Annotated in this window: 24 protein-coding genes and 1 other RNA gene; 15 read left to right on the forward strand and 10 right to left on the reverse strand. The window is 66.9% G+C overall.

Annotation, left to right across the window (positions count from 1 at the left end):
* Nucleotides 1-420, reverse strand: coding sequence for a PepSY domain-containing protein (locus tag BLQ03_RS04715; protein ID WP_139166629.1), 420 nt, complete (start codon nucleotides 418-420; stop codon nucleotides 1-3).
* A gap of 134 nt (nucleotides 421-554) precedes the next feature.
* Here BLQ03_RS04715 and BLQ03_RS04720 point away from each other — a divergent pair, with 134 nt between their 5' ends.
* Nucleotides 555-1,394, forward strand: coding sequence for a hypothetical protein (locus BLQ03_RS04720; protein WP_090753470.1), 840 nt, complete (start codon nucleotides 555-557; stop codon nucleotides 1,392-1,394).
* Nucleotides 1,395-1,424: 30 nt separating this feature from the next.
* Here the strand turns inward: BLQ03_RS04720 and BLQ03_RS04725 are convergent, their stop codons facing one another.
* The 3 genes from BLQ03_RS04725 to BLQ03_RS04735 all read right to left on the reverse strand — a co-directional run bounded on the left by BLQ03_RS04725 (nucleotide 1,425) and on the right by BLQ03_RS04735 (nucleotide 3,561).
* On the reverse strand, nucleotides 1,425-1,838 hold the full coding sequence (locus BLQ03_RS04725) for a protein tyrosine phosphatase family protein (RefSeq protein WP_090753472.1): 414 nt from the start codon (nucleotides 1,836-1,838) through the stop codon (nucleotides 1,425-1,427).
* Nucleotides 1,839-2,023: 185 nt separating this feature from the next.
* Nucleotides 2,024-2,785 (reverse strand): Crp/Fnr family transcriptional regulator, encoded by a 762-nt coding sequence (locus BLQ03_RS04730; RefSeq protein WP_175558770.1) that lies wholly within the window; start codon nucleotides 2,783-2,785, stop codon nucleotides 2,024-2,026.
* Between the two features lie 116 nt (nucleotides 2,786-2,901).
* On the reverse strand, nucleotides 2,902-3,561 hold the full coding sequence (locus BLQ03_RS04735; RefSeq protein WP_090753475.1) for an HWE histidine kinase domain-containing protein: 660 nt from the start codon (nucleotides 3,559-3,561) through the stop codon (nucleotides 2,902-2,904).
* 92 nt (nucleotides 3,562-3,653) lie between these two features.
* Here BLQ03_RS04735 and BLQ03_RS04740 point away from each other — a divergent pair, with 92 nt between their 5' ends.
* On the forward strand, nucleotides 3,654-4,229 hold the full coding sequence (locus tag BLQ03_RS04740) for a response regulator (RefSeq protein WP_217629653.1): 576 nt from the start codon (nucleotides 3,654-3,656) through the stop codon (nucleotides 4,227-4,229).
* A 137-nt stretch (nucleotides 4,230-4,366) separates the two neighbouring features.
* Here BLQ03_RS04740 and BLQ03_RS04745 read toward each other — a convergent pair whose 3' ends face one another.
* Nucleotides 4,367-5,158, reverse strand: coding sequence for a hypothetical protein (locus BLQ03_RS04745; protein ID WP_090753480.1), 792 nt, complete (start codon nucleotides 5,156-5,158; stop codon nucleotides 4,367-4,369).
* A 212-nt stretch (nucleotides 5,159-5,370) separates the two neighbouring features.
* Between BLQ03_RS04745 and BLQ03_RS04750 the strand changes: the two genes are divergently transcribed.
* A complete protein-coding gene (locus tag BLQ03_RS04750; RefSeq protein ID WP_090753482.1) occupies nucleotides 5,371-7,578 on the forward strand; it encodes a sugar nucleotide-binding protein in 2,208 nt (735 codons plus the stop codon).
* A gap of 211 nt (nucleotides 7,579-7,789) precedes the next feature.
* Here the strand turns inward: BLQ03_RS04750 and guaB are convergent, their stop codons facing one another.
* Together guaB and BLQ03_RS04760 are read right to left on the reverse strand one after the other, a co-directional pair.
* Complete coding sequence (gene guaB / locus BLQ03_RS04755) at nucleotides 7,790-9,238, reverse strand: IMP dehydrogenase (RefSeq protein ID WP_090753484.1); 1,449 nt, start codon at nucleotides 9,236-9,238, stop codon at nucleotides 7,790-7,792.
* Between the two features lie 73 nt (nucleotides 9,239-9,311).
* Nucleotides 9,312-10,310 carry a TDT family transporter gene (locus tag BLQ03_RS04760; protein WP_090753486.1) on the reverse strand — a complete coding sequence of 333 codons (999 nt, stop codon included), beginning with the start codon at nucleotides 10,308-10,310 and terminating at the stop codon, nucleotides 9,312-9,314.
* A 176-nt stretch (nucleotides 10,311-10,486) separates the two neighbouring features.
* On the opposite strand from BLQ03_RS04760, the gene BLQ03_RS04765 reads away from it, so the two are divergent.
* The 4 genes from BLQ03_RS04765 to ppk2 all read left to right on the forward strand — a co-directional run bounded on the left by BLQ03_RS04765 (nucleotide 10,487) and on the right by ppk2 (nucleotide 14,412).
* The gene (locus BLQ03_RS04765; RefSeq protein WP_090753487.1) at nucleotides 10,487-11,632 is read left to right on the forward strand and encodes an OmpP1/FadL family transporter; all 1,146 of its coding nucleotides are present in this window, start codon (nucleotides 10,487-10,489) and stop codon (nucleotides 11,630-11,632) included.
* Nucleotides 11,633-11,733: 101 nt separating this feature from the next.
* Nucleotides 11,734-12,594 (forward strand): ATPase, encoded by an 861-nt coding sequence (locus tag BLQ03_RS04770; protein ID WP_090753489.1) that lies wholly within the window; start codon nucleotides 11,734-11,736, stop codon nucleotides 12,592-12,594.
* Nucleotides 12,594-13,520, forward strand: coding sequence for a homoserine O-acetyltransferase MetA (metA, locus tag BLQ03_RS04775; protein WP_090753491.1), 927 nt, complete (start codon nucleotides 12,594-12,596; stop codon nucleotides 13,518-13,520). Before BLQ03_RS04770 ends, metA begins: the two co-directional genes overlap by 1 nt.
* 1 nt (nucleotide 13,521) lies before the next feature.
* Nucleotides 13,522-14,412, forward strand: a complete 891-nt coding sequence (gene ppk2, locus BLQ03_RS04780) for a polyphosphate kinase 2 (RefSeq protein WP_090753492.1) — start codon at nucleotides 13,522-13,524, stop codon at nucleotides 14,410-14,412.
* Between the two features lie 21 nt (nucleotides 14,413-14,433).
* Here ppk2 and BLQ03_RS04785 read toward each other — a convergent pair whose 3' ends face one another.
* The gene (locus tag BLQ03_RS04785) at nucleotides 14,434-15,066 is read right to left on the reverse strand and encodes a hypothetical protein (protein ID WP_090753494.1); all 633 of its coding nucleotides are present in this window, start codon (nucleotides 15,064-15,066) and stop codon (nucleotides 14,434-14,436) included.
* Between the two features lie 139 nt (nucleotides 15,067-15,205).
* Between BLQ03_RS04785 and BLQ03_RS04790 the strand changes: the two genes are divergently transcribed.
* From BLQ03_RS04790 to BLQ03_RS04805, 4 genes are all read left to right on the forward strand, one after another.
* Complete coding sequence (locus BLQ03_RS04790) at nucleotides 15,206-15,952, forward strand: SDR family NAD(P)-dependent oxidoreductase (protein WP_090753496.1); 747 nt, start codon at nucleotides 15,206-15,208, stop codon at nucleotides 15,950-15,952.
* Nucleotides 15,953-15,972: 20 nt separating this feature from the next.
* The gene (locus BLQ03_RS04795; protein ID WP_090753498.1) at nucleotides 15,973-16,920 is read left to right on the forward strand and encodes an NAD(P)/FAD-dependent oxidoreductase; all 948 of its coding nucleotides are present in this window, start codon (nucleotides 15,973-15,975) and stop codon (nucleotides 16,918-16,920) included.
* A 312-nt stretch (nucleotides 16,921-17,232) separates the two neighbouring features.
* Nucleotides 17,233-17,721 (forward strand): DUF4142 domain-containing protein, encoded by a 489-nt coding sequence (locus BLQ03_RS18240; protein ID WP_175558771.1) that lies wholly within the window; start codon nucleotides 17,233-17,235, stop codon nucleotides 17,719-17,721.
* A 117-nt stretch (nucleotides 17,722-17,838) separates the two neighbouring features.
* Nucleotides 17,839-18,843 carry a patatin-like phospholipase family protein gene (locus BLQ03_RS04805; RefSeq protein ID WP_090753500.1) on the forward strand — a complete coding sequence of 335 codons (1,005 nt, stop codon included), beginning with the start codon at nucleotides 17,839-17,841 and terminating at the stop codon, nucleotides 18,841-18,843.
* Nucleotides 18,844-18,876: 33 nt separating this feature from the next.
* On the opposite strand, the gene BLQ03_RS04810 is transcribed toward BLQ03_RS04805, so the two are convergent.
* Nucleotides 18,877-19,599, reverse strand: a complete 723-nt coding sequence (locus tag BLQ03_RS04810; RefSeq protein WP_217629654.1) for a 5'-methylthioadenosine/S-adenosylhomocysteine nucleosidase — start codon at nucleotides 19,597-19,599, stop codon at nucleotides 18,877-18,879.
* A 242-nt stretch (nucleotides 19,600-19,841) separates the two neighbouring features.
* Here BLQ03_RS04810 and BLQ03_RS04815 point away from each other — a divergent pair, with 242 nt between their 5' ends.
* The 3 genes from BLQ03_RS04815 (at nucleotide 19,842) to BLQ03_RS04825 (ending at nucleotide 22,462) form a co-directional block, all read left to right on the forward strand.
* Nucleotides 19,842-20,831, forward strand: coding sequence for an extracellular solute-binding protein (locus BLQ03_RS04815; protein ID WP_090753697.1), 990 nt, complete (start codon nucleotides 19,842-19,844; stop codon nucleotides 20,829-20,831).
* 84 nt (nucleotides 20,832-20,915) lie between these two features.
* Nucleotides 20,916-22,001 carry a TRAP transporter substrate-binding protein gene (locus BLQ03_RS04820; RefSeq protein ID WP_090753502.1) on the forward strand — a complete coding sequence of 362 codons (1,086 nt, stop codon included), beginning with the start codon at nucleotides 20,916-20,918 and terminating at the stop codon, nucleotides 21,999-22,001.
* 47 nt (nucleotides 22,002-22,048) lie between these two features.
* Nucleotides 22,049-22,462 (forward strand): PaaI family thioesterase, encoded by a 414-nt coding sequence (locus tag BLQ03_RS04825; RefSeq protein WP_090753504.1) that lies wholly within the window; start codon nucleotides 22,049-22,051, stop codon nucleotides 22,460-22,462.
* A gap of 15 nt (nucleotides 22,463-22,477) precedes the next feature.
* On the opposite strand, the gene BLQ03_RS04830 is transcribed toward BLQ03_RS04825, so the two are convergent.
* The gene (locus BLQ03_RS04830; RefSeq protein WP_217629655.1) at nucleotides 22,478-22,735 is read right to left on the reverse strand and encodes a PepSY domain-containing protein; all 258 of its coding nucleotides are present in this window, start codon (nucleotides 22,733-22,735) and stop codon (nucleotides 22,478-22,480) included.
* 80 nt (nucleotides 22,736-22,815) lie between these two features.
* On the opposite strand from BLQ03_RS04830, the gene ssrA reads away from it, so the two are divergent.
* Nucleotides 22,816-23,170: a transfer-messenger RNA gene (gene ssrA / locus BLQ03_RS04835) on the forward strand.
* Nucleotides 23,171-23,192 lie beyond the last annotated feature (22 nt).

Below are 23,192 nucleotides of genomic sequence, written 5' to 3' on the forward strand. Positions count from 1 at the left end.
TCAGTCGTCCTTTTCGTTCGTGCGCGCCGCGCCGAGGTCCGCGCCCCGGACCTCGAGAAAGCGGCCGGTCAGGGCATCCACGCGGATGTCCACCACGTCGCGGCTGCGAGTCAGGATGCGGATGCGGTAGACAAGCGGGCTGCCGCTCCCTCGCTGCGGGACAAGGGCAATGTCCAGCACCTTGCCGTCGAAGCGCCGCATCGCCCGCCGCACCGCTTGGTGCATCGGCATCACCTCCTCGATTGGTCCGGCAAAGCGTTCCTCGTCCTGCGGACCGAGGTCGAGGCTGCGCGGCATCGGGGCGGTCCCGGTCGGTGGATGCGCGTGGCGTGGTCCAGGCCCATGGCGCGAGACCGCCAGCCCGGCCAGTACCAGGACCAGCGCGGCGACAAGAGCTGCGATCAGGAAACGCGGACGCATGCCGCAGGTTATAACGGGAAAACCAAACCGGACCCAAACAGCCCGTTGGCATCCGGTTCGGGCTTTGCAGGCTAGGTTCGATTCGATCGAAGGGCCTTGATCCCTCCGACAGAACGCAAACGAGAGGATTCGTCATGCTTCGCACCCTTCGCAGTTCTGCCGCCTTGCTGGCGGCGATCGCCGCGCTGACGTCACCGTTGGCGGCGCAAACGGCCACCGCCCCACAGGATGCACCCGCCGCGCCGGCTGCATCTGCGCCAGCAGCCCCTGCAGCGGCGCTGCCCTCCGCACTGACTGAACTGGGGATCTCGGACGCCCGCATCCAAGACGGTCGGCGCGGCGGCCAGCGGGCCGAAGGTACGTTGCCCGGCGGGCAGGCCTTCCGCGCCATGCTGGACGAGCAGTCGCAACTGCGGATGATCGGCGTCGAGGGTGAAGGCACGCTGCCGGCCGATATCGTCTCGCGCCTTGTGCCGGAGGCGGTGCGCGGCAACGCGATCTTCGCCGAATTTGCACAGCTGCGCGGGATCGGTCGCGGGGATGAGGGCGTGATGCTGTTCGGCACCGATGCGCAGGGCCAGGATATCCGCGCCGGCTTCTCGTCGGATGGCACGCTGCAGCGCTTTGGACGCGGCGACATGGATCGGGACGGCGAGCGTCACGGCAAGCGCAGGGGTGACGGCGATCAGGGGCATCATCGGGGCGACAAGGGCAGGGACCATCCCGAGAGGGACGGCGACCGCGGCCGACCCGAAGGGGCGCGCGATACCGGCGGCCCGCGCCCGGAAGGCGCAGCGGCCCCGCTGGATGACGCCGCGATCCAGAACGTGCTGCGGGACGCGGGCTATACCCAGCCGGGCACGATCACGCGCGACGGTCCCCGGGCCGAGGTCGAGGCGGTGAACCCAGAGGGCGAGCCCGTGACGGTCACCGTCAACCCCCGGGGCGTCGTGGTCCGCGAACTCGCGCGTTGATCGCGCGAGAGGACCGCGTCCGCGCGGTCCTCAGCGCCGCAGCATCGGGCCGAGGTGCGACAGATCGTAGCCCGCGCTCCGTCCGGCCGACAGGATCTCGTCGGCCGGGCGATCTCCGGCCTGACCCAGCGCCCAGGCCGTGGCCGAGCGGGTACCCGACCTGCAGTAGGCCAGCACCGGCCCGGGCGAGCTGTCCATGATCTCGCGGAAGCGCGCGACCTGGTCGGGCCCGAGCTGGCCGGGAACGATCGGCAGATAATGATAGGTCAGCCCGGCCCGGGTGGCGCGTTCGGCCATTACGTCGCTGCGGTGAGTCGGCTCGACCTCGGCATCTGGACGATTGGCGATCACGGTCGTGAACCCGGCCTGTGCAAGCGCGACGAAGTCGTCCGGTTCGATCTGCGGCATGACTGCGAGATCCGGTGTGAGATGGCGAGGGTTCATGGGATGTCCTGTCTGGGCAGTTCTGACGCGCATTGTGGTCCGTGACCGTTGAGTGTCAATCTGCCGGGCAGACGCCGTCGTGCATCCAAGGGTGACATAATACGGATTATTTATAAATTGGCTGCTGTGGAGGGAGCCCTTCCACAAAGCGCGTCACACGTTTTTTTTGGCCGCCCCAGCCGCGCTCAGGCCGAGGCGCGCCGCCGCAGCGGACCAACTGATGCCATTTCGCGGATTTCATGGTCGAGATCAGCGCCAAGATACAGGTAGTCCCAGCGATACTGCCCCGCCTGGAACAACTCCGGCAGCTTCATGATGCGCAGGCTGCCCTGTGCGAATGTACAGATGCCGTCCTCGCGCAGTTCGGACAGCATGCGACTGGCATGGACCGGCGTCATTCCGCAGATCTCGGCAATGTCGGTCTGGGCCAGAGGCACGTCGAAGCCATCCATGCTGCACAAGCCCCGCGCATAAAGCCGCACCAGCATCTCGCACAGAAAATTGGCGATCCGCGCCCGTCCGACCAGCCGCCCGATGCGGAAGATCCAGTAACGGCTGATCGACGCCTCGATCATCGAAATGCGCCAGAACTTTTCATATATGTCAGTTGCTTTAATATGAAATGCCTGAAATCTGTCGTATGAGGTCTCCCTCACCGTAGCAGCGCCGAAGGCGTTCTTGATGCCGGTCGAGTGGCCCAGCAGGAAACCGGAAAGATCGACATAATCGCCCGGCAGGTTCAGACTCAGGAATTGCCGCCTGCCCATCCGGTCCAGACGACAAATGCCCACGAATCCGCTGGAAAGATAAAGCAGGCTGTTTCCTGTCGTCTTGCTGGACGAAATCTGCTGTCGGGGCCGAAGGGCAATGGGCACGGACTGAATATCCGACAGAAGCCGAGCCTGAAATGGCGTGAAGACGGCAGACCAAGCCTGCTCGATGGTCATCTCTGGCATGATCATCGTCCGACCAAGGTACCGGACAGTCCTCTTGCACGTGCAGCAGGGTTCCAACGCATCAGCCCTGCCCCGGTTCCGGTGACCCTGTGCCAAGGACATCGCCTCTAGTTGCGCACGGGCGGCTCATGGTCGCGCGCGAGATTGTGCATGGGAACCGTCAGTGAGATACGGACGCCCTGTCGGTCGAGTTCTCGCTTGGCGCTTCCATCGAGCTGGTAACGAAACATTTCCTTCAGGACCATGCTTCCGAAGCCCTCGCGGTTCAGGCTCGCCGGCACCCCCCGTTCGATCCATTCTAGGTGCAGCATGGCCTCCCTGCCCTCGCTCTCCGGTTCGATCCTCCAGGACACCCGCAGCTCGCCTCCTTCATCCAGGCCCAGCGCACCATGCTCGATCGAGTTCGTGACGAGTTCGTGGAACAGCAGTCCCATCACCTGGGCCGCGGGGGTATTCAGGCGCACCAGGGGGCCGTTCAGCGACCATGCGTTCCGGCCGTCGCTGGCGTGCTGGTCGTTCAGCTCATCCTCGACCAGATGCGCCAGGTCGAACGAGGCAGCCGGATTGCGCATCACGGCCAGGATGATGCGCCCGATCACGTCCATGCGCCCTTCCAGGTGCCAGGCATAGCTGTCCACGGTCGTGGCGCTTTCGGCAGACCAGCGGATGATCGACCGGATCAGGGCATAGCTGTTGCCCACCTGCCACCTGATATCGCTCAGGATCGAGCGCGCATCGGCTGCGGCATGTGGTTCAAGATCGTTCATGTTCCTGCCTGCTGATCCGCCCAGGTGACGCCGCGACAACCGCTGCAGGCGGTCGATCTTCCGTTCGCCCGCCTGCGGCACAGGCGCCCGACATGGAGCCAGAACCGCCGGTTGCCGCCAAGGTCGGTGCAAGACCCGGATTACTCAACCGCAAATCCGCAGACGGCCGGCAGGATTCTCGTGTTACAATCCCGATTGAGGCCGCTCTCGCCCCGGCCATGGTCGACCTGCTCAGGTCGTCACGCATGCTGACAAAGGGGAGTATCATCATGACCGCCAACCCGCCTCTCGCCGCGCTGAAGGGCTGTCGTGTGCTGGTTGTCGAGGACGAGTTCTTTCAGGCCAAGGATCTGGCCCGTGCCTTGTCCGAGGCAGGCGCCGTGCCGGTCGGGCCTGTTCCTTCGTTCCGCGACGCGGTCGAGGCGCTGGACCGCAATGACGTGATCGACGCTGCCGTGCTGGATATCAACCTGCGCGGGCAGATGGCCTACGAGGTTGCGGACGTCCTTGCCAGTCGGGGCATCCCGTTCCTGTTTGCGACCGGCTACGATCCCGAACTGCTGCCCGAGGCTCACCGCGACCGGCCGATATACGAAAAGCCGTTCCGGATGGACTACCTTCTGGCGGGCGTCGCCAGCTTGTGCGCGCAATCCGCCGCCAAAGCGTGATCTGGTCGGTTTCACCCTTCCCAGCCTTTCCTGTCGTTTCCCAGCCAAGGGCATTTGCAGGCCCCTGACGGGTCGGCGTCACTGCCCCGGCTTTGTGGCGCCGTGGCGGATCAGGCTCCGCCACGGCGCCTTTGCGCTTACATCGAGGACATACGGTCCATCACGAGCGAGGTTTCATTGCCCTGACAGGCGGCCATCAAGGCCGCGATCTGCGGGTCGGCCGACGCGCCGCCGCCCGAGGCAGTCGCACCTGTCGCCCCCGCTCCGCCCGAGGCCGCTGTTCCGCCCGTGGAGGCAGTGTCTCCACCCGAGGAACCCATCCCGGCACCGGAGGAACCCGCGCCGCTTGCGCCGCCGGACGCCCCGCCTGCGCTTGCGCCGCCCGAAGCCCCGCCAGACGCGCTGCTGCTCGAGGTCCCACCAGAGGCATCCATACTGCCGCCGCTGCTGCCCGAGGCACCGCCAGAGGCGCCGGACGCCCCGGTGCTGCCGGATGCCGAACCGGCTGCCCCGCTGCCAGAGGTATCCGACCCGGCGCCACTGCCTGAACCCATCGTTCCGCTGGTGTCACCGGAACTTCCGCCGGATCCGCCGCTGGTTGCCCCGTCCGAGGATCCGGTCGTGCCGGTCGCCGAAGCCCCCGACGAACCCGTACTCGCGGTGCGCAGCGCACTCATGGCGGTCATCTGCTGATCGGCGCTCAACGCCATGAAATCGGCGCAGGTCATGGTTGCCGGGTCTGGCGTCTGGGCGAATGCGCTCCCCCCGAAGTTCGCCACGATCCCTGCAATCGCAAGCTTGCGTGCAAGATGCTGCATGACTTTCCTCCTCATGTTCATCGGCCCGAAGTGCCGAGGGGGAAACACCGCCTGCACGGCCATGTTCCTCATGGACAGATTCAAGAATGTTGGCTCATCCATCCGGGACATGGCGCCGGTCAGCCGGGCGGACCCACATATGTTGCCGCCTTCAAGATGATCGAAATCGGAACTCCGGACCCCGCTGCGCGGTAGTGCGGAAGCAGCGGCGGTGCAGCGAGGCCCCCATGTCGTTCCAATCAGAAGGTTTCGATCCGCTCGGGCCGCCGCTGATGCGCACGCCTGACCCAACAGGAACTTCCCTGCCGGACGGCCCTCCTGCGATGCCGGAGCTGCAGCTCTGGGGCGGATGCGAATACACGGTGAACCGCGTGGGGGACCGCTTCTTCGACCAATCGGTCCGATCGGGCCACCACGACCGCATCGGCGATCTTAGGCTTTTCGCGGATCTCGGCCTGCACGCGTTGCGCTATCCTGTCCTATGGGAGCGCGTCTCACCACACCACCCCGGTCAGAACGATTTCGGGTGGAGCGACGAGCGCATGGCCGAGATCCGCAGGCTGGGCCTGCAGCCCATTGTCGGCCTCGTGCACCACGGCAGCGGGCCCGCCTATACCAGTCTTGTCGAGGACAGCTTTGCTCCGGGTCTGGCGGCCCATGCCCGCGCCACGGCCGAGCGCTATCCTTGGGTCCGGGACTGGACGCCGGTCAACGAGCCCCTGACCACGGCACGCTTTTCCTGCCTTTACGGCCACTGGTATCCCCACCTGCTGGACGAGGACGCCTGCTGGCTGGCGCTTCTGAATCAGATCGATGCCACCCGCGCCGCGATGCGCGAGATCCGGCGCGTGAACCCCGCGGCGCGGCTGGTACAGACCGAGGACTTGGGCTTCTGCCACGCCACCCTGCCCCTGACGCGCGAGGCCACCTTCGAGAATGCGCGCCGCTGGCTGACCTGGGACCTGCTCTGCGGGTCCGTGGTGCCGGGCCATCCGTTGTGGAGGCGGCTGGCCGAGCGTGGCTTCGAGTCACGGCTGCGGGCAATTGCCGAGGATCCCTGCCCCCCCGATGTCCTGGGCGTCAACCATTACCTGACCAGCGAGCGCCTGATCGACCACCGGATCACCCGCTATCCCGGCGTCGGCCCCTCGGCCGAAAGTGGTGGCCGATATGTCAATGTCGAGGCGGTCCGCACCGTCTCCGGCGCCCTCGTCGGTATCGAGGCTCTGCTGATGCAGGCGTGCAACCGCTACGGACGTCCCCTCGCCATCACCGAATGCCACAACGGCTGCACGCGCGAGGAACAGGCACGCTGGTTCCTGCAGGTCTGGCGGGCCGCCGAGCGAGCCCGCGCACAGGGCGCGCGGATCGAAGCCGTGACCGCATGGTCACTGCTCGGGGCCTATGACTGGGACCGGCTGGTGATGACAGACGCGGGCCACTACGAATGCGGCGTCTTCGACATGCGCACCGGCAGCCCGCGCCCGACCGCCATGGCCGCGTTGCTGCGGGCGCTGGTGCGCGGAGACCGGCCGCGTCACGCCGCGATCCTGGACATGCCGGGATGGTGGGACAGCGATCGGCGGCTCTGGCCCTGCGCCAGTCCGGCGCCGCCGTCCTGCCCTGCGGCGGTTGCCGAACCGGCCTCCGACCTTGCCTGCGCGCAGATGGATGCGCGCCCGATCCTCGTCACCGGGAAAAGCGGGACACTGGGCCGGATGTTTGCCCAGCTTTGCGACATGCGTGGCCTGCCCTTTGCCCTGACGGACCGCCAGGTGCTGGCAATCCATGACGCGGACTCGGTCGCGGCCGCTCTCGACCAGTTCGAGCCTGCGGCCGTGATCAACACCGCCGGTCTGGTGGACATCGATCGCGCCGAGGCGGAACCCGATCTGTGCTTTGCGGCCAATGTCGAGGGACCTGCGAACCTCGCCCGCGCCTGCCGGGATCGGGGGATCGGCTTCGTGACCTTTTCCTCGGACCAGGTCTTCGACGGTGCCAAGGGCAGCGCCTATCTGGAAGGCGATCCCACCAGCCCGCTGAACACCTATGGCCGCAGCAAGGCCGAGGCCGAGCGCTGCGTGCTGGACATCAACCCCGAGGCGCTGGTGATCCGCACGGCCGCGTTCTTTTCGCCCCATGACGTGCACAACTTCGCCGTCCATGCGGTCGAGTCGCTGCGCGCAGGGCGGTCCGTCACCGCCGCGCAGGACAATTTTGTCTCGCCGACCTATGTGCCCGACCTGGTGAACGCCACGCTGGACCTGCTGCTGGACGGGGAAAGCGGCATCCGTCACCTGGCCACCCCTGGCCGCCTGTCTTGGGCCGAGTTCGCACGCAGGATTGCAACGGGCGCCGGGCTCGACCCTGCGCTGGTTGATCCGGTCGAGGCCGCAAGCCTGAACCTGCCGGCCGAGCGTCCGGCCGACGCGGCCCTTGCCAGCGAGCATGGCCAGCTCTTGGCCGGGATCGACGACGCCATCGAGCGCTTCCTGCGCGACTATCCGGCCTCTGCCCCACAGGCATACTGAAGGCGCAGGGCAATTACCTTGTGCGGCGGGCAAAATCAAACCGCCTAAGCCAGGCGCTGCTGTACAAGTCTCTTGTGTATCAGGCAGACGGCCAAAGCCTCGACGACGGCACTTTCCACGAGACGACTAAAGCGGCGGCGTGCCACGCAGGCACCCGCAACCGCTCCGTTACTCAATGTTCCGGCATACGGCGCCCTGTATCCGCAGGAGATCAGCCAAGACGATAGTTTGGCGACTCCCGCGTGATCTGGACGTCGTGCACGTGGCTCTCCTTCAGGCCAGCGCCGGTGATGCGGACGAACTGGCAGCCGCCGCGCATCTGCTCGATGGTGGCGTTGCCGGTATAGCCCATCGCGGCGCGCAACCCGCCGACCATCTGGTGCAGGACCGCCGCGACCGAGCCCTTGTAGGGCACCTGGCCCTCGATCCCCTCGGGGACCAGCTTGTCCGAGGCCGCGTCCTTCTGGAAATAGCGGTCGGCCGAACCGCGGGCCATCGCCCCCAGCGAACCCATGCCGCGGTAGGACTTGAAGGACCGTCCCTGGTACAGGATCACCTCGCCCGGCGACTCGTCGGTGCCGGCAATGGCGCTGCCGACCATGGCGCAGGTCGCGCCCGCCGCGATGGCCTTGGCGAAATCGCCCGAATACTTGATCCCGCCGTCCGCGATCACCGGCACGTCGCCTGCGCCCGACACGGCGTCCATGATGGCCGTCAGCTGCGGCACGCCCACGCCTGCGACGATCCGCGTGGTGCAGATCGAGCCCGGCCCGATCCCCACCTTGATCGCGTCGGCCCCCGCATCGACCAAGGCGCGCGCCGCATCCGCGGTGGCCACGTTGCCCGCGCAGATCTCTGCATCCGGGAAGGCCGTCTTCAGCCGCGAGACGGCCAGCGCCACGCCCTCGGAATGGCCGTGCGCCGTGTCGATCACGACAAGGTCCACGCCCGCCTCGATCAGGGCCGAGGACCGCTCGAAGCCCTCGTCGCCCACGGTCGAGGCGGCGGCCACGCGCAGCCGGCCCTGATCGTCCTTCGAGGCCAGCGGGTTCAGAACCGACTGCTCGGTGTCCTTCAGCGTCAGAAGGCCGGTCAGCTTGCCCTGCCCGTCCGTCACCAGCAGCTTCTCGATCCGGCGGGCCTTCATCAGGCTGATCGCCTCTTCCCGGTCGGCCGGCTCGTGCAGCACCGCCAGGTTGTCCGAGCTCATCATCACACGCACGGGCGTCCGGTCGTCGCTGGCAAAGCGCATGTCGCGATTGGTGACGATGCCCACGACGCGGCCGGTCTCGTCCACCACCGGGAAGCCTGTCACGTTATAGCGCAGTTGCAGCGCCTTGGCGTCGGCCAGCGTCTGGTCGGGGGTCAGGGTAATCGGGTCGTAGACGATGCCCGACTCGAACCGCTTGACGCGCCGGACCTCCTCGGCCTGCTTTTCCAGCGTCAGGTTGCGGTGGATGACGCCCAGGCCGCCCGCCTGCGCCATGGCGATGGCCATGCGGCTTTCCGTGACCGTGTCCATGGCAGAGCTGACCAGCGGAATGTTCATGCGGATGCGGCGCGACACGCGCGTGGTCACGTCCGCGGTCGAGGGCATCACGCTGGAGGCGGCCGGAACCAGAAGAACGTCGTCGAAGGTCAGCGCCTCTCGAATCTGCATCGGAGTGATCCTGTCAGTGGTTCGTTTGGCAGTTTTCCCTTTCACGCGGGCGGCGGAAAGTCCAGCGGCACAGTCAGGCAATCGCGGCGTTCGAGCGTGCCGGAAGGCGGTTCCGCATCCATTCCCGCAGCACCATCACGAAGACGGGAAGCACGGCCAGCGTCGCCAGCGCCAGCAGCAGGCCTGCGATGATCCGGTGCGGCTCGGTCGGCTGCGCCGCCCACAACGCCGCCCAGGCCGAGGCCGTCGCGGCCAGCGTAAATGCCGGCGCGCCCCAGAAGGCCGAAAAGCCGCCCGCCAGCAGCCAACGCGCGCCCAGCACCATCGCCAGCACGCCACCGAGCGCGAACCATGCCAGCAGGGTCCCTGTCCCAGTCCATCCCAGTTCCAGCGCAAGGATCGCCAGCATCGCGACAGGGCCGACATGCAGCGCCAGCAGCACCCGCAGCGGCGCGGGAACGCGCATGGCCAGGACCTGCCGCAGGCTCAGCCCCCAGATCGCCAGCGCAGCAAGGATCGCCGGAAGGACGAGCGCGGCTGCTGCAACCGGCCAGCCCAGTGCCAGCGCCGCCCTTGAGGCGACTGCCAGCCCTGCGAGGCTGAGGTGCCACTCAGGCGAGACCTGCCGCCGCTCGGCCGGGCCGTTGCTCAGGACCCGTGCCAGCGTCACCAGCAGGATTGCATGGCACAGCAGTCCCAGGATCAGAAGAACCAGCCCCGCGCCCCTGCTCATCATCGCGCCGACCAGCGCGGCCAGCAGATAAAGGCAAAGGACGCCTGCCCCCACCCCTGCCCGGCCCGGCAGGATCGCCAGCTCCTCGGCCAGCACCGAAGGGCGCCGCGCAAGCTTGCAGCCATAGGCGAACAGCACAAAGGCAGCCAAGGCCGTGACCATGCCGCCAAGCAGCTGCGCCACCCCGGCGGGCAGCGCGAAGGCCCCGGCGCCCCCAGCCCAGGCGAGCGACAGTTCCAGCGCGGCCAGGACGGCAAGGAACATCACCGGGGGCACCCGGCGGAACCGGCCCGGCGGCACCGGGCGGGGCATGGCGAAATGCAGGCGTTCACGGCTCATGGCGACATGATTGCAGGCGGGCCGCCCGCTGCCAAGCGTGGCGGCCGGGTCACTGCCTCGCACCCGCCAGAAAGGCAACGTTGCGTCACTTGAACTTCCGCGATTGACCCAATTGGTCGTCGGGTCGCACATGGGGGACAAGAACCCGCCCAAGGGCGGATTTCGGGAGGGAAGGCATGAAACTTGTATTGACCGGTGCTGCTGCGCTGATGCTGACAGCCGCGCCCCTTTTCGCCGGCGGGATCGAACGGGCGCCACAGTCGCTTGGCATCCTGTTCGAGCAGGGCAATTACGCCGAACTGAGCTTCGGGGGCGTTGATCCCGAGGTCGAGGGCCGGGACATCGCGGGCTTCCGCACCGGCGACGTGGCGCAGGGCTTCGGCTTCGTCGGCTTCGCCTACAAGCACCAGTTCAACGAGAACCTGTCCGCGGCTTTCATCGTCGAGCAGCCCTTCGGGGCGGATCTGCTGTACCCGACCGCGCCCCTGCCGCCCAATCCGGCGAATGACGGCTCTCCGGTCCTGGGCGGCACGCGGGTCCAGGTGGACTCGACCACCTATACCGCCCTGCTGCGCTACAGGTTCGACAACAACGTCTCGGTCCACGGCGGCATCCGCGGCTCCTACGCCGAGGGCGGCGTGACGCTGGATGGCCTGGGGTATGGGGGGACGGCAGGCTACGACCTGGAACTGGACGGGGAGTGGGGCACCGGCTACGTGGTTGGCGCGGCCTACGAGATCCCGGACATCGCCGCCCGCGTCTCGCTGACCTACAACTCGCCCATCGAGCATGACTTTCGGATGACCGAACGCGGCGGGCCGCTGCCGGTGGCCTTTGTCGGCGACTATACGGTCAAGACGCCGCGCAGCTGGACCTTGGAAGGCCAGACGGGCATCGCCGCCGACACGCTGCTGTTCGGCTCGGTCCGCTGGGTGAAATGGTCCGAGTTTGAGGTGGACAACTTCCTTTTCCCGATCGCTCAGGGTGCGGGCATTCCGCTGGTCGAGCTTGAGGATACCACCACCTATACCATCGGGGTCGGCCGCAAGTTCACCGACAACTGGTCCGGCGCGATGTCCTTCCTTTACGAGGACAGCGAGGACGGCCTGATTTCCCCCTTGTCGCCCACCAATGGCCGCAAGGCGGTCACGCTTGCCGCGATCTACACGCAGGACCAGTTCAAGATCACGACCGGGATCAACTACACCAAGCTTGGTGGCGGCGACCTTGGCGTGGGCGAGACCGGCAACAAGACGAAGGTCGCCACGATGGACGACAGCGAGGCCTGGGGCATCGGCGTGAAGATCGGCTACAACTTCTGAGCCTTGGCCATTGCCATGAAAGGCCCCGCCCCGGCGGGGCCTTTTCCTTTCCCATCCCGCCGCTTAGGAACCCCCCTGATGTGGCGAGGGTAACGGATCAGATGTATTCCAGCGGCAAGGCGTGGCTTCAGGCCCCGGAAAAGCGGGTCATGCTGTTCGGGATGTCCGGCTTGGGCAAGACCCATGTCGCCTCCATGCTGCGCCGCTCGGGCGCGTGGTTCCACTACAGCGTCGATTACCGCATCGGCACCCGCTACATGGGCGAGCTGATCGCCGACGACTTCAAGCGCCACGCCATGAAGGCGCCACTGCTGCGCGAGCTGCTGATGACGGACTCGGTGCGGATCGAGTCGAACATCACCTTCGACAACCTCGCGCCGCTTTCGACCTATCTGGGCAAACCGGGCGATCCCTCGCGCGGGGGGCTGGAGATCGGCGACTACAAGCGCCGGCAGGACCAGCACCGCACGGCCGAGATCGCGGCCATGCTGGACTCGGGTCACTTCATCACCCGCGCCAAGGAGATCTACGGCTACCGCAACTTCGTCTGCGACACCTCGGGATCGATCTGCGAGGTGGTGGACCCGGATGATCCGGACGATCCCGTGCTGCGGGCGCTGTCGGCGCTGATGCTGCCGGTCTGGATTCGCGGCACCGAAGCACATACGTCCGAGCTGATCCGCCGCTTCGACCAGGCGCCCAAGCCCATGTATTACCAACCCGCCTTCCTCGCCGCCGCGTGGGAGGATTATGGCCGCGAGAACCCCGGCCCCGTCGATCCCGACGCCTTCATCCGCTGGACCTACGCCCGCGCGCTGGCCCATCGGCGGCCGCGCTATGCGGCGATGGCCCGCCGCGGCGTCACCGTCGAGGCCGACGAGGTCGCCCGCGTGGCCTCGCCCCAAGACTTCGTCGATCTGATCGCTGCCGCGATCGACCGGCAAGACCGAAAGGAAGACTGATGCCCATCACCCTGCCCGAGAACCTGCCCGCCTTCGACATCCTGCGGAACGAGGGCGTGATGGTCATGAGCCCCGACCGCGCCGCGCGCCAGGACATCCGCCCACTACGCATCGCTCTGCTGAACCTGATGCCCAAGAAGATCCAGACGGAAAACCAGTTCGCCCGGCTGATCGGGGCGACTCCGCTGCAGATCAACCTGTCGCTGATCCGTATGTCGGACCACGAATCCAAGAACACCGCCGCCGACCACATGGAGTCCTTCTATCGCCCCTTCAACGAGGTCGAAGCCTCGGGCGACCGCTTCGACGGGCTGATCGTCACGGGCGCCCCGGTCGAGCACCTGCCCTTCGAGGAAGTCACCTATTGGGACGAGCTGCGCCGTGTCTTTGACTGGTCGCGGACCCATGTCCATTCAAGCTTCGGCGTCTGCTGGGGCGGCATGGCGATGGCTTGGCATTTCCATGGTCTGCCCAAGCACCTGCTGGGGGACAAGGCCTTCGGCTGCTTCCGCCATCGCAACCTCGCCCCTGCCTCGCCCTATCTGCGCGGCTTTTCGGACGACGTGCTGATCCCCGTCAGCCGCTGGACCGAGGTGCGGCAGGAGGACATCAACGCCCGGCCCGAACTGACGACGCTGCTCGCCTCGGACCAGGTAGGCCCCTGCCTGATCGAGGATGCGGCCCATCGCACGCTCTATATCTTCAACCACCTTGAATACGACTCGGGCACGCTCAAGGACGAATACGACCGTGACGTGTCAGCAGGGAAACCCATCAGGGTGCCCGCGAATTATTACCCCGAGGACGACCCGGCCCGCTGCCCCTCGAACCGCTGGCGCAGCCATGCGCACCTGCTTTATGGTAACTGGATCAACGAGATATACCAGAATACTCCGTTCGACCTGAAGGATATCGGAAGGGGCTGAGATGGCACGGAAGACGGCTTCGCCCGAGATCCCCTTTGTCGGTGCGATCAGCCGCTTCTTCCAGCACGACGCCCCGCCCGAGCTGCGCGGCGCGATCGAGCAGGCGGACAAGGACGACATCCTCGATCCCGGCTTCCCCTATCGGGAGGAAATGCCCAAGCGGGAGTATGAAAGCCGGGCCGAGGCCTTGCAGATCGAACTGGTCAAGATGCTGCGGGACGTGATCGCCACGGGCAAGCGCGTGGTGGTCCTGTTCGAGGGCCGTGACGCGGCCGGCAAGGGCGGCACCATCGAGGTTCTGCGCGAGAACCTGAACCCGCGTTCCGCCTATATCGTGGCGCTTCCCACGCCGACGGAACGCGAGGCCGGGCAGTGGTACTTCCAGCGCTACGTGTCGCATCTGCCCGCTCCCGGGGAAATCGCCCTGTTCGACCGCAGCTGGTACAACCGCGGCGTGGTGGAACGCGTCTTCGGATTCTCGACCGAGCCGCAGCGCGTGCAGTTCTTCCGGCAACTTCCTGATTTCGAAAAGATGCTGGTCGATGATGGCATCATCCTGGTCAAGCTGTGGCTGAACGTCGGCCGCGCCGAGCAGTTGCACCGCTTCCTTGATCGCGAGAAGGACCCGCTGAAGCAGTGGAAGCTGAGCCGGATCGACGTCGAGGGCCTTGGCCGCTGGGACGACTACACCGTGGCGATCCGCGAGACGCTGTCGCTCAGCCACACGCCGGTCGCGCCATGGACGGTGATCCGGTCCGACGACAAGCGGCGGGCCCGGATCGCCGCCATGCAGACGGTGCTGAGCCGCATCGACTACGCCGGCAAGGACCCGGCGGTCATCGGCACGCCCGATCCCCAGATCACCGGCGGACCCGAGATGCTTGTGCGCTAGCCTTGGTTCGACGGCGCTGCGTCAGTAGGTCGAGAAGCTGAAGCCGATGAAGGTGTCATCCTCGACGAACTTGTGACCCAACCGGATCGAAAGCCTTTTCGTGATGCGCGCCGAGACCATGATCGTCGGCGTCAGCTCTCCGCCCGCTTCGTGCCACAGGGACAGTTGCGCGCCGACGCCCGAGGGCATGTGCGTCAGCCCCCCGACCAGCAGCGATGCATCCTCGATGCTGGTGTAATCCGCCATCAGGAAGGTGCCCCAGTCGCCGTATTCCGCCCAGCGGTCCGCCGACAGGCGCAGGCCCAGGCGCAGGTTGGCGCAGTGATCGCCCTCTGGGTCGAAGCAGTGCGCCCAGCGCTCATCCTCGACCTCCCACCAGCCGATCTGCTCGGCCTTGAGCGCCGGTCCTGCGCGCAGCTTCCAGGGCGCGCGATCCGGTCCCACCTGCCAGGTGTAAAGCGCCGAGGCGCGGACCCAAGGCTCATCGTCGTCCTGACCGAGGCCCAGTCCCCACACCATGCGCCCCCGCTCGACATTGGTGGCCAGCTGTCCGCCGTCCTTCCAGAGGTCTAGTTGCGTCCATGTGCCATCCCCTGCCACGGCGGTGGACCCGAGGCTCAGCAACGAAACGAAAGGCAGGACGACAAAACGCATGGGCGATTCCCCTCGCCCTTCGGTCTAAGGCTGCGATGGTTGACAGATGGTTAACGTGCGGCGTCCCTTCTGCCGTCTTGCCGGGCCAGCAGGCCGCGCATAAAATCTGAACAACCGTTCATTTCCGGGGAGGAAAAACATGGACCTGTCGAACGCCCGCGCCATCGTGACCGGCGGCGCCTCGGGGCTTGGTGCGGCCACTGCGCGGCATTTCCGCGAGCGCGGCGCCCAAGTCACGGTGCTGGACCGCGACGAGGCGGGCACCGAGGCCGCAGCCGGGTTCGGCGCGCATTTCGCCCGTGCCGACGTCACCGACGCGGACTCGGTCGCCGCGGCCATCGCTCAGGCGGTCGAGCGGATGGGCGGCATCGATGTCTGCGTGAGCTGCGCCGGCATTGTCGTGGGGGAAAAGACGTTCGGCCGCGATGGTCCGCACAGCCTCGACAGCTTCCGCCGCACGATCGAGGTCAACCTGATCGGCACCTTCAATGTCCTGCGTCTCGCCGCCGCCGAGATGGCGAAGAACGGACGGGACCAGGACAACGGCGTGATCGTCAACACCGCCTCGATCGCCGCCTTCGACGGGCAGAGCGGACAGGCGGCCTATGCGGCCTCGAAGGCTGCGATTGCCGGTATGACGCTGCCCATCGCCCGCGACCTCGCGCGCAACAAGGTCCGTGTCTGCGCCATTGCACCGGGCATCTTCGGCACGCCGATGCTGCGCGGGTTGCCGCAGGACGTGCAGGACAGCCTGGCCGCCGAGGTCACGAACCCCAAGCGCCTGGGCGAGCCCGAGGAATTCGCGCGCCTTGCGGCCTTCATCGTCGAGAACGGCTACATGAACGGCGAAACGATCCGCATCGACGGGGCGTTGCGGATGCGTTGACCTCTTGCCCAAGGATGCCGATGACGGACCAAGCCCCCCGACCGGATGACAGCCGCCCCCTGGACTGCCTGATCGTCGGCGGCGGCCCCGCCGGTCTCACGGGGGCGATCTATCTTGCGCGCTTCCACCGCCGCGTCGCCGTGGTGGACAAGGGCGAGGGGCGGCTGCGCATGATCCCTCGCACCCGCAACCACCCCGGCTATCCGCAGGGCATCTGTGGGACCGAGCTTCTGGCCGACATGCGCGAGCAGGCCACCCGGTACGGTGCCACCCTTCTGACCGGAGAGGTCACGGCCCTGCGGCGCGAGGGCGACCTGATCGTGGCCGACACCGACCACGGCGAGATGAGGGCGCGTACGGTCCTGCTGGCGACGGGCGTCGTGAACCACCGCCCGCCCCTGGACGAGGAAACCCATGCCGATGCCGTGGCGCGCGGCCTGCTGCGCTATTGCCCGATCTGCGACGCCTTCGAGCAGACGGGCAAGCGCATCGGCGTTCTGGGCGGCGACCGCCACGCGCTGGCCGAGGCGCTGTTCCTGCGGACCTACAGCCGCGACATCACCTGCGTCGCGCTCAGCCATGTCGAACTGACCGCGGACGAGCAGGCCCAGGCCGACCAGGCCCGCATCACCGTGCTAGGCTCTCCCATGTCGGCTCTGCATTTCGAGGATGGCTGCGTCGAGGTCACGCTGGCCGACGGCGAGCGGGTGAGGTTCGACACGCTTTATGTCGGCCTCGGGTCGCACACCCGCAACGACCTGGGGGCGATGCTGGGGACCGATCTCGAAAACGGCCAGTGCTTCGTGACGGACAGTCATCGGCGGACGACCGCGCCGCGCGTCTATGCGGCCGGGGATGCGGTCGAGGGGCTGGACCAGATCGGTGTCGCCATCGGCACCGCCGAGCGCGCCGCCGTGGCCATCCACAACGACCTGCGGGACGAGGACGGCCACACGCTGGACGACTGAGCAGCCAAGTGCCGGATCGGCGCGATGCGCGGGATCACGCCCGCGGCCACCCGGGAAAACATACAAATGTTGCTGGCCTGCGGGCCGAGGGCGCTGGAACTTCGCGCCGCCGCGATGGTTCTCATCCCAGCAATATCCAACGGAGGTCGAGATGACGAAAGCACGCGACCGGTTGGTCATGCGGTTGCAGGACCGTCGCGCCCTGCCCGGCACGGTACGCGCCTTCCGGAACCGCTCCACGGCCAAGCGCTGACTATCCGAAGACCACCCGTGAGCCCGGATGACCCGGGCCATAGCCCTGAAGGAGACATCATGAGAACGCTTATCCTTTCGACCGCCATCGGCCTTGCCACCATGGGCGCCGCCTGGGCGCAGGCCATGACCGCGCAGGACTTCGTCAACCAGGCGGCCAGCGGCGGCCTGTTCGAGGTGCAGTCCAGCGAACTGGCGCTGCAGCGCTCGCAGAACGCCGATGTGCAGCAGTTCGCTAACCAGATGATCACCGATCACACGGCGAACAATCAGGAACTGATGGCGGCCGCACAGGCCGAGGGCCTGACGGTGCCCGCCCAGATCTCGAGCCCCCATGCTGAGCTGATGCAGACGCTGCAGGGCGCCGAGGGCGATGCCTTCGACACCTCCTACATCCAGGCGCAGACCACGGCACATGAGACGGCGGTGACGCTGTATCAGACCTATGCACAGGGCGGCGACAACCAGACGCTGGTGGCCTATGCCCAGAAAAGCCTGCCGGCGCTGCAGCAGCATCTGGAGCATGCCCAAGGAATGGCGAAGAACTGATCCCGGGATCTTCCAAGGACTGCCGGCGTCCAGGGACGCCGGCAGTTTTCCCGCATCTGCCGCCTGCCGGCAAAGCCATTGAAATCCAACATATCACCGGAAGTTTCCAGAACCATCATGGCCGAAGATTCCTCGACCGATCACTGGGTCTGCCTTGCAGGCGGCAACGCGCTGGGCGCCTTTCACCTCGGCGCGGTCGAGACCCTGCTGGACTCGGGCCTGACCTTCAGCCGGGTCGCAGGCGCCTCGATCGGCGCCGTTACGGCCGCCTTGTGGCTGGGCGGGCCGAGGGAAACGGCCAAGAAGAGACTGCGCGCGTTCTGGGGCCGGTCGGTTGACCGTTCCGTCTGGGCCGGGACAAGGCCCGCGCGGCAGGCTTCCGCGATGCGGGCCATGCTCGGAGGACGGCCGCGGCTGTTCAACCCGACGCTGCCGGGCATCTGGGCCATGCATTTCCTGGCGCCCAACGACGATCACCTTCATTCGACCGTTGCGATGCGGCAGACATTGACCGAGTTGATCGACTTCGACCGGCTGAACGATGGCGGGACGCGCGTGATCGTCACCGCGCTGGACCAGGAAACTTCCGAGGATGTGGTCTTCGACAGCGCCACCACGCGCCTGACCGTGGATCACGTGATGGCCAGCAGCGCCCTGCCGCTGATCTTTCCCCCGGTCAGGATCGACGGGCGGCTGCTGGTGGATGCGGGCCTGTCCGCGAACCTGCCGATCGCCGCGCTCTTCGGCGACCTGCCGGAACGGAACACGCTGTGCTGGGCCCTCGACCTCTGGCCTGCCAGGGCGCGGCAGGCCATCTCGCCCGACACCGTCACGCGCCGTGCCCAGGACCTGATGTTCGCCGCACAAAGCCGCCATGCGCTGGAACGCCTGAGCGAGACCCTCTCTCCGCGCCTGCAGGAGGCAGGGATCGGCGCCGTGGTCCATCACCTCGGCTATGACGGCGGCGACTGGGAGGTCGCGGCAAAGGGTTTCGATTACTCGCGGGCCGCGCTGGCACGGCGCCGCCGGGCGGGAACGGAGGAAATGACCCGTGCGCTTTCGGCCTATGCGCCGCCGAGAGAGGCCGGGTTCACTGTCCTTCGCCAGATCCTTGAGAACTAGCGTTCCCGACCTGTCCCGCCGCCGCTGTGCAAGTCACGCCGGCATGGCCTCGAACGCCTCGGCCAGCCGGTCGATCGCGGCGGCAAGCCTGTCGTCGATCACGGTCAGATAGCGCGTCCAGTCCATGTAGCCCGACAAGGGCGCGGCACCGTCCGAGATCCCGCGCAGCACGATCATCGGCACCCCGAAGGCAAGGCAGGCCCGGCACACCGCGAAGCTTTCCATGTCCACCATGTCGGCGTCGATGGCGTCGTAGTCTGCCCCCGACACGATCGCGGCGCCCGAGGACAGGCGCGCCTGCGGGATGCCGGGGATGCGGATCGGCAGCGGCACCTCGGCCGGAAGGTCCAGCCCCGGCGTGATCCCGCGCGGGAAGCCCAGGGCCGAGACATCCATGTCGCGATAGGACACCGAGGCCGCCTGATAGACGCCGCCCTGTTCCAGGTGGCGCGACCCGGCACTGCCGAGACAGACGACCAGCGCGGGCAGTTCTCGCTTTGCCGCAAGCCCGGCCAGTGCGGCGGCAACCGTCACGGCGGCCTCGACCGGGCCGATGCCGGTCATCAGCGGCGTGATCCTCTGGCGCAGCGCGGGGCCGTATTCCTCGGGTGCCGCCATGACGAACAGCACACGCCGCCCGGCGATCATGTCGGGACGGGGCTGGGCATCAGGGCGCGCGTCCAGCCGCAGCGGGCGCAGGGTCGCGATGCTGTCCGCGCCGGGCGCCTCTGCAAGGGTCACGCTGCTGTCCTCCATGATACACCCTGTTTTTCCCGTCATGGCACGGGCTTGCCAGAGACCGGCGTCCAAGGAAAGCGTCCCTCGGCAAGCGCGGGAAATATCACATCCGTGACAGCGGCCTGACCGGGTCTCATGGCGCTTGCCCCGCTGCCGGGCCGCCGCTAGCGTCCTGACCAAGCACCAACACCGGAGTTCTGCCCGTGACCTTCCTGCGCACCACCGCCATCGCGCTTGCCCTTGCCGCACCCGGCCTTGCAATGGCGGCCGATCCCGAACTGACTGTCTTCGACTGGGCAGGCTTCGAAGAGCCGGTGATCTTCCAGGGCTATATCGACAAGCACGGCGACAGCCCGACCTTCGCCTTCTACGGCGACGACGATGAGGCTTTCCAGAAGCTGTCCTCGGGCTTCCGCGCCGACGTGGCCCATCCCTGCAGCCAGATGGTCTCGAAGTACCGCGACGCGGGCCTGATCGAGCCCTGGGACCCCGCGCGAATCCCCGCCGTGGCCGATATCGACCCGCAGTTCCTGAACTCGGAAGTGTTCAAGGATGCCGAGGGGCTCTGGTACATCCCGACCGACTTCGGCGCGACCGCCATCGCCTACAACACCGAGAACGTCCCGGCCGAGGATGTCTCGACCCTGCAGGTCTTCGTGAACCCCGCCTATCAGGGCCGCACCTCGCTGCCCGATTCGGCCGATGACGTCTGGGCGCTCGCCTATCTGGCGACCGGCGTGACGGACTGGACCGAAGTTACCGACGAACAGTTCCAGGCCGCCGCCGACTGGCTGCGCCAGGCCCACCAGAACGTCGCCGCCTACTGGGCCGACCCGGCGGAACAGTCGCAGCTGATGGCCTCGGGCGCGGTGGACGTGGCCTGGTCCTGGAACGACGCGATCCCGCTGCTGCAGGCGGAAAACTATCCCATCGGCTTCCAGCGGCAGGCCAAGGAGGGCTCCTCGACCTTCTTCTGCGGCTTCGTGAACCTGAAGAACGGGCCGGGCAACGAGGACAAGGCCTATGACTTCATCAACGCCTGGCTGGCGCCCGAGGCCGCCAAGGGCCTGCTGGACACCATCGGCTACGGCCATACGAACACCAAGGCTCTGGCGACCGTGGGCGACGACCCGCGCGTGACCCAGAACCTCGGGCACATCGACGCGCCGGTGCTGGCCCAGACCCCGAACAACCCGGAACAGCGCGAGCGCCAGCTGGCCGAGTTCGAAAAGATCAAGGCCGGCTTCTGAGCCGACGCTGCACCAACCCCGGGGCGGCCCGAAAGGCCGCCCCTTCGCATGACCGCGCCCACCCCTGACCGCAAGAGACCTGCCATGAAACGCCGCAACTTCCTGTCCACCGCCGCCGTCGGCTCGGCTGCCACGATGCTCGCCGCCCCGGCATTGGCGCAGGCCCGGCCCACCGTCACCTGGCGGCTGACATCGAGCTATCCCAAAAGCCTCGAAACGCTGTACGGCATCTCGGACCATGTCTCGCGCCGCATTGCCGAGGTGACGGACGGCAGCTTCCAGATCCAGCCCTTCGCGGCCGGTGAACTCGTCCCTGGCCTGCAGGCGCTGGACGCGGTCAGCGACGGCAGCGTCGAATGCGCCCATACGCTGGGCACCTACAACATCGGCAAGGACCCGACCTGGGCCTTCGACACCTCGCTGCCCTTCGGGATGAACACGCGCCAGACGACCGCATGGCTGCTGTATGGCGGCGGGCTCGATCTGATCAACGAATTCATCGCCGGCGCCAACGTCCGCACGATCCCGTCCGGCAACACGGGCGCGCAGATGGGCGGCTGGTACCGCAAGCAGATCAACTCGGTCGAGGACCTGCGCGGGCTCAAGCTGCGGATCGCGGGCCTGGGCGGCACGATCCTGTCGCGCCTGGGCGTCGTGCCCCAGCAGATCGCGGGCGGCGACATCTATGCGGCGCTGGAACGCGGCACCATCGACGCGGCCGAGTTCTCGGGGCCCTTCGATGACGAGAAGCTGGGCTTCCAGCGTGTCGCGCCGCATTACTATTACCCCGGCTGGTGGGAAGGGACGGCGAACGTCGGCCTTTACATCAACCTCGACGCCTGGAACGCCCTGCCTGCGCATTACAAGGCCGCGCTCGAGACCGTCTGCGCCGAGGCACTGAACCACTGCGTCGCCAAATACGACAACGGCAACCCCGAGGCGCTGATGCGGCTGATCGCCACCGGCGCGCAACTGCAGGCCTTCCCCGACGACGTGCTGGCGGCAGCCTTCGCGGAATCGCGCAAGCTTTACGCCGAATATGCCGAGGGCAACGAAAACTTCCGCAAGATCTACGAGCACTGGTCGGCCTACTGGCAGAAGCAGCAACAGTGGCTGCGCGTGGCAGAACTGCCCTATGACTACTTCACGTCCGGGCAGGTCGGGCGCTGAGCACGAGGGCGGCCACCCCGGCCGCCCGTCCCCATCAGAGGTGAGTGATGACCCGCGAGGAACTTGACCGCATCGCCTTCGACCAGCCGGCCTTCGCCCGGCTGCTGGGCTTCCGCCTGATCTCGGCCGAGCCCGACGAGGTGCTGGCCGAGCTTTCGGTGACGCAGGACTTGTCGAACCGCAACGGCGTCATGCATGGCGGCGCGATCATGGCGCTGGCCGACAACATCGGCGGCACGGCGACCATGATCAACCTACCTCAAGGAAAGACGACCACGACGCTGGAAAGCAAGACCAACTTCCTGCGCCCGATCCGCATCGGCGACACGGCCCGGGCGCGCTGCGTACCGCTGCACAAGGGGCGCACGACGATGGTCTGGCAGACCACCATCACGCGCGGGGACGGCAAGCCTGCCGCCATCGTCACCCAGACCCAGGTCGTGATCGACTGGAAGGAATGACGCCATGACCTGCTGTCAGCGGTTCTGGCCGGTGACGGGATCGACCCGGATCTCGACCTCGCGGCCGTCGGTGGTCCTGTATTCGACCTCCCAGTAGCCGTCGTCGTCCCAGGACACGTCCTCGATGAAGGCGAGGTTCTGGGCGCTGCCCTCGACCGTGGCGATGATGCGCGACAAGGGCTGCGCGTTTGCGGGCGGAGGCGTGTCGGCCACGGCAATTGCGGGCAGGGTCAGGCCGGCCAGGGCCATTGCGGCGAACAGGGTGCGGGTCATGTCTCGTCTCCTTCGTTTACCAGTCCCCACAACGTTCCCCCTTGCAGCGCTGTTCCGACCGGCCGCCCTGCGCTGCCACCCCCCTTGCAAGGCGCGCGGGCGCCCCCTAGATTGGTCCCGTTCGGGTTCGCCCGGACTATGGACATAAACGCGCAGGTAATAAGCGGATCGGACCCGGGGGCGGTACCCGGCGGCTCCACCAATAACCCTTCGTTGGGGGCGAATGGGGCCGAAACAGGATCGACGAACGTCTAAAGCTGTTTGCTTTGTCTCGGTGAGCTACCACCGTTATCGGTGCAAAAAGTACAGTTGCCAACGACAACCGTGCTCCGGTGGCTCTGGCTGCGTAAGCAGTTCGAGTTATCGAAACCTAAGTCCTTGCGCTTAGCCGCGTAAGGCGGGGTCCGCAGGCACCTGGCAACAGAAGCCTGCACTTTCCATCCCTGTAGCGCCTGCC

It is taken from the genome of Paracoccus chinensis, from assembly GCF_900102885.1.
GTDB lineage: Bacteria > Pseudomonadota > Alphaproteobacteria > Rhodobacterales > Rhodobacteraceae > Paracoccus > Paracoccus chinensis.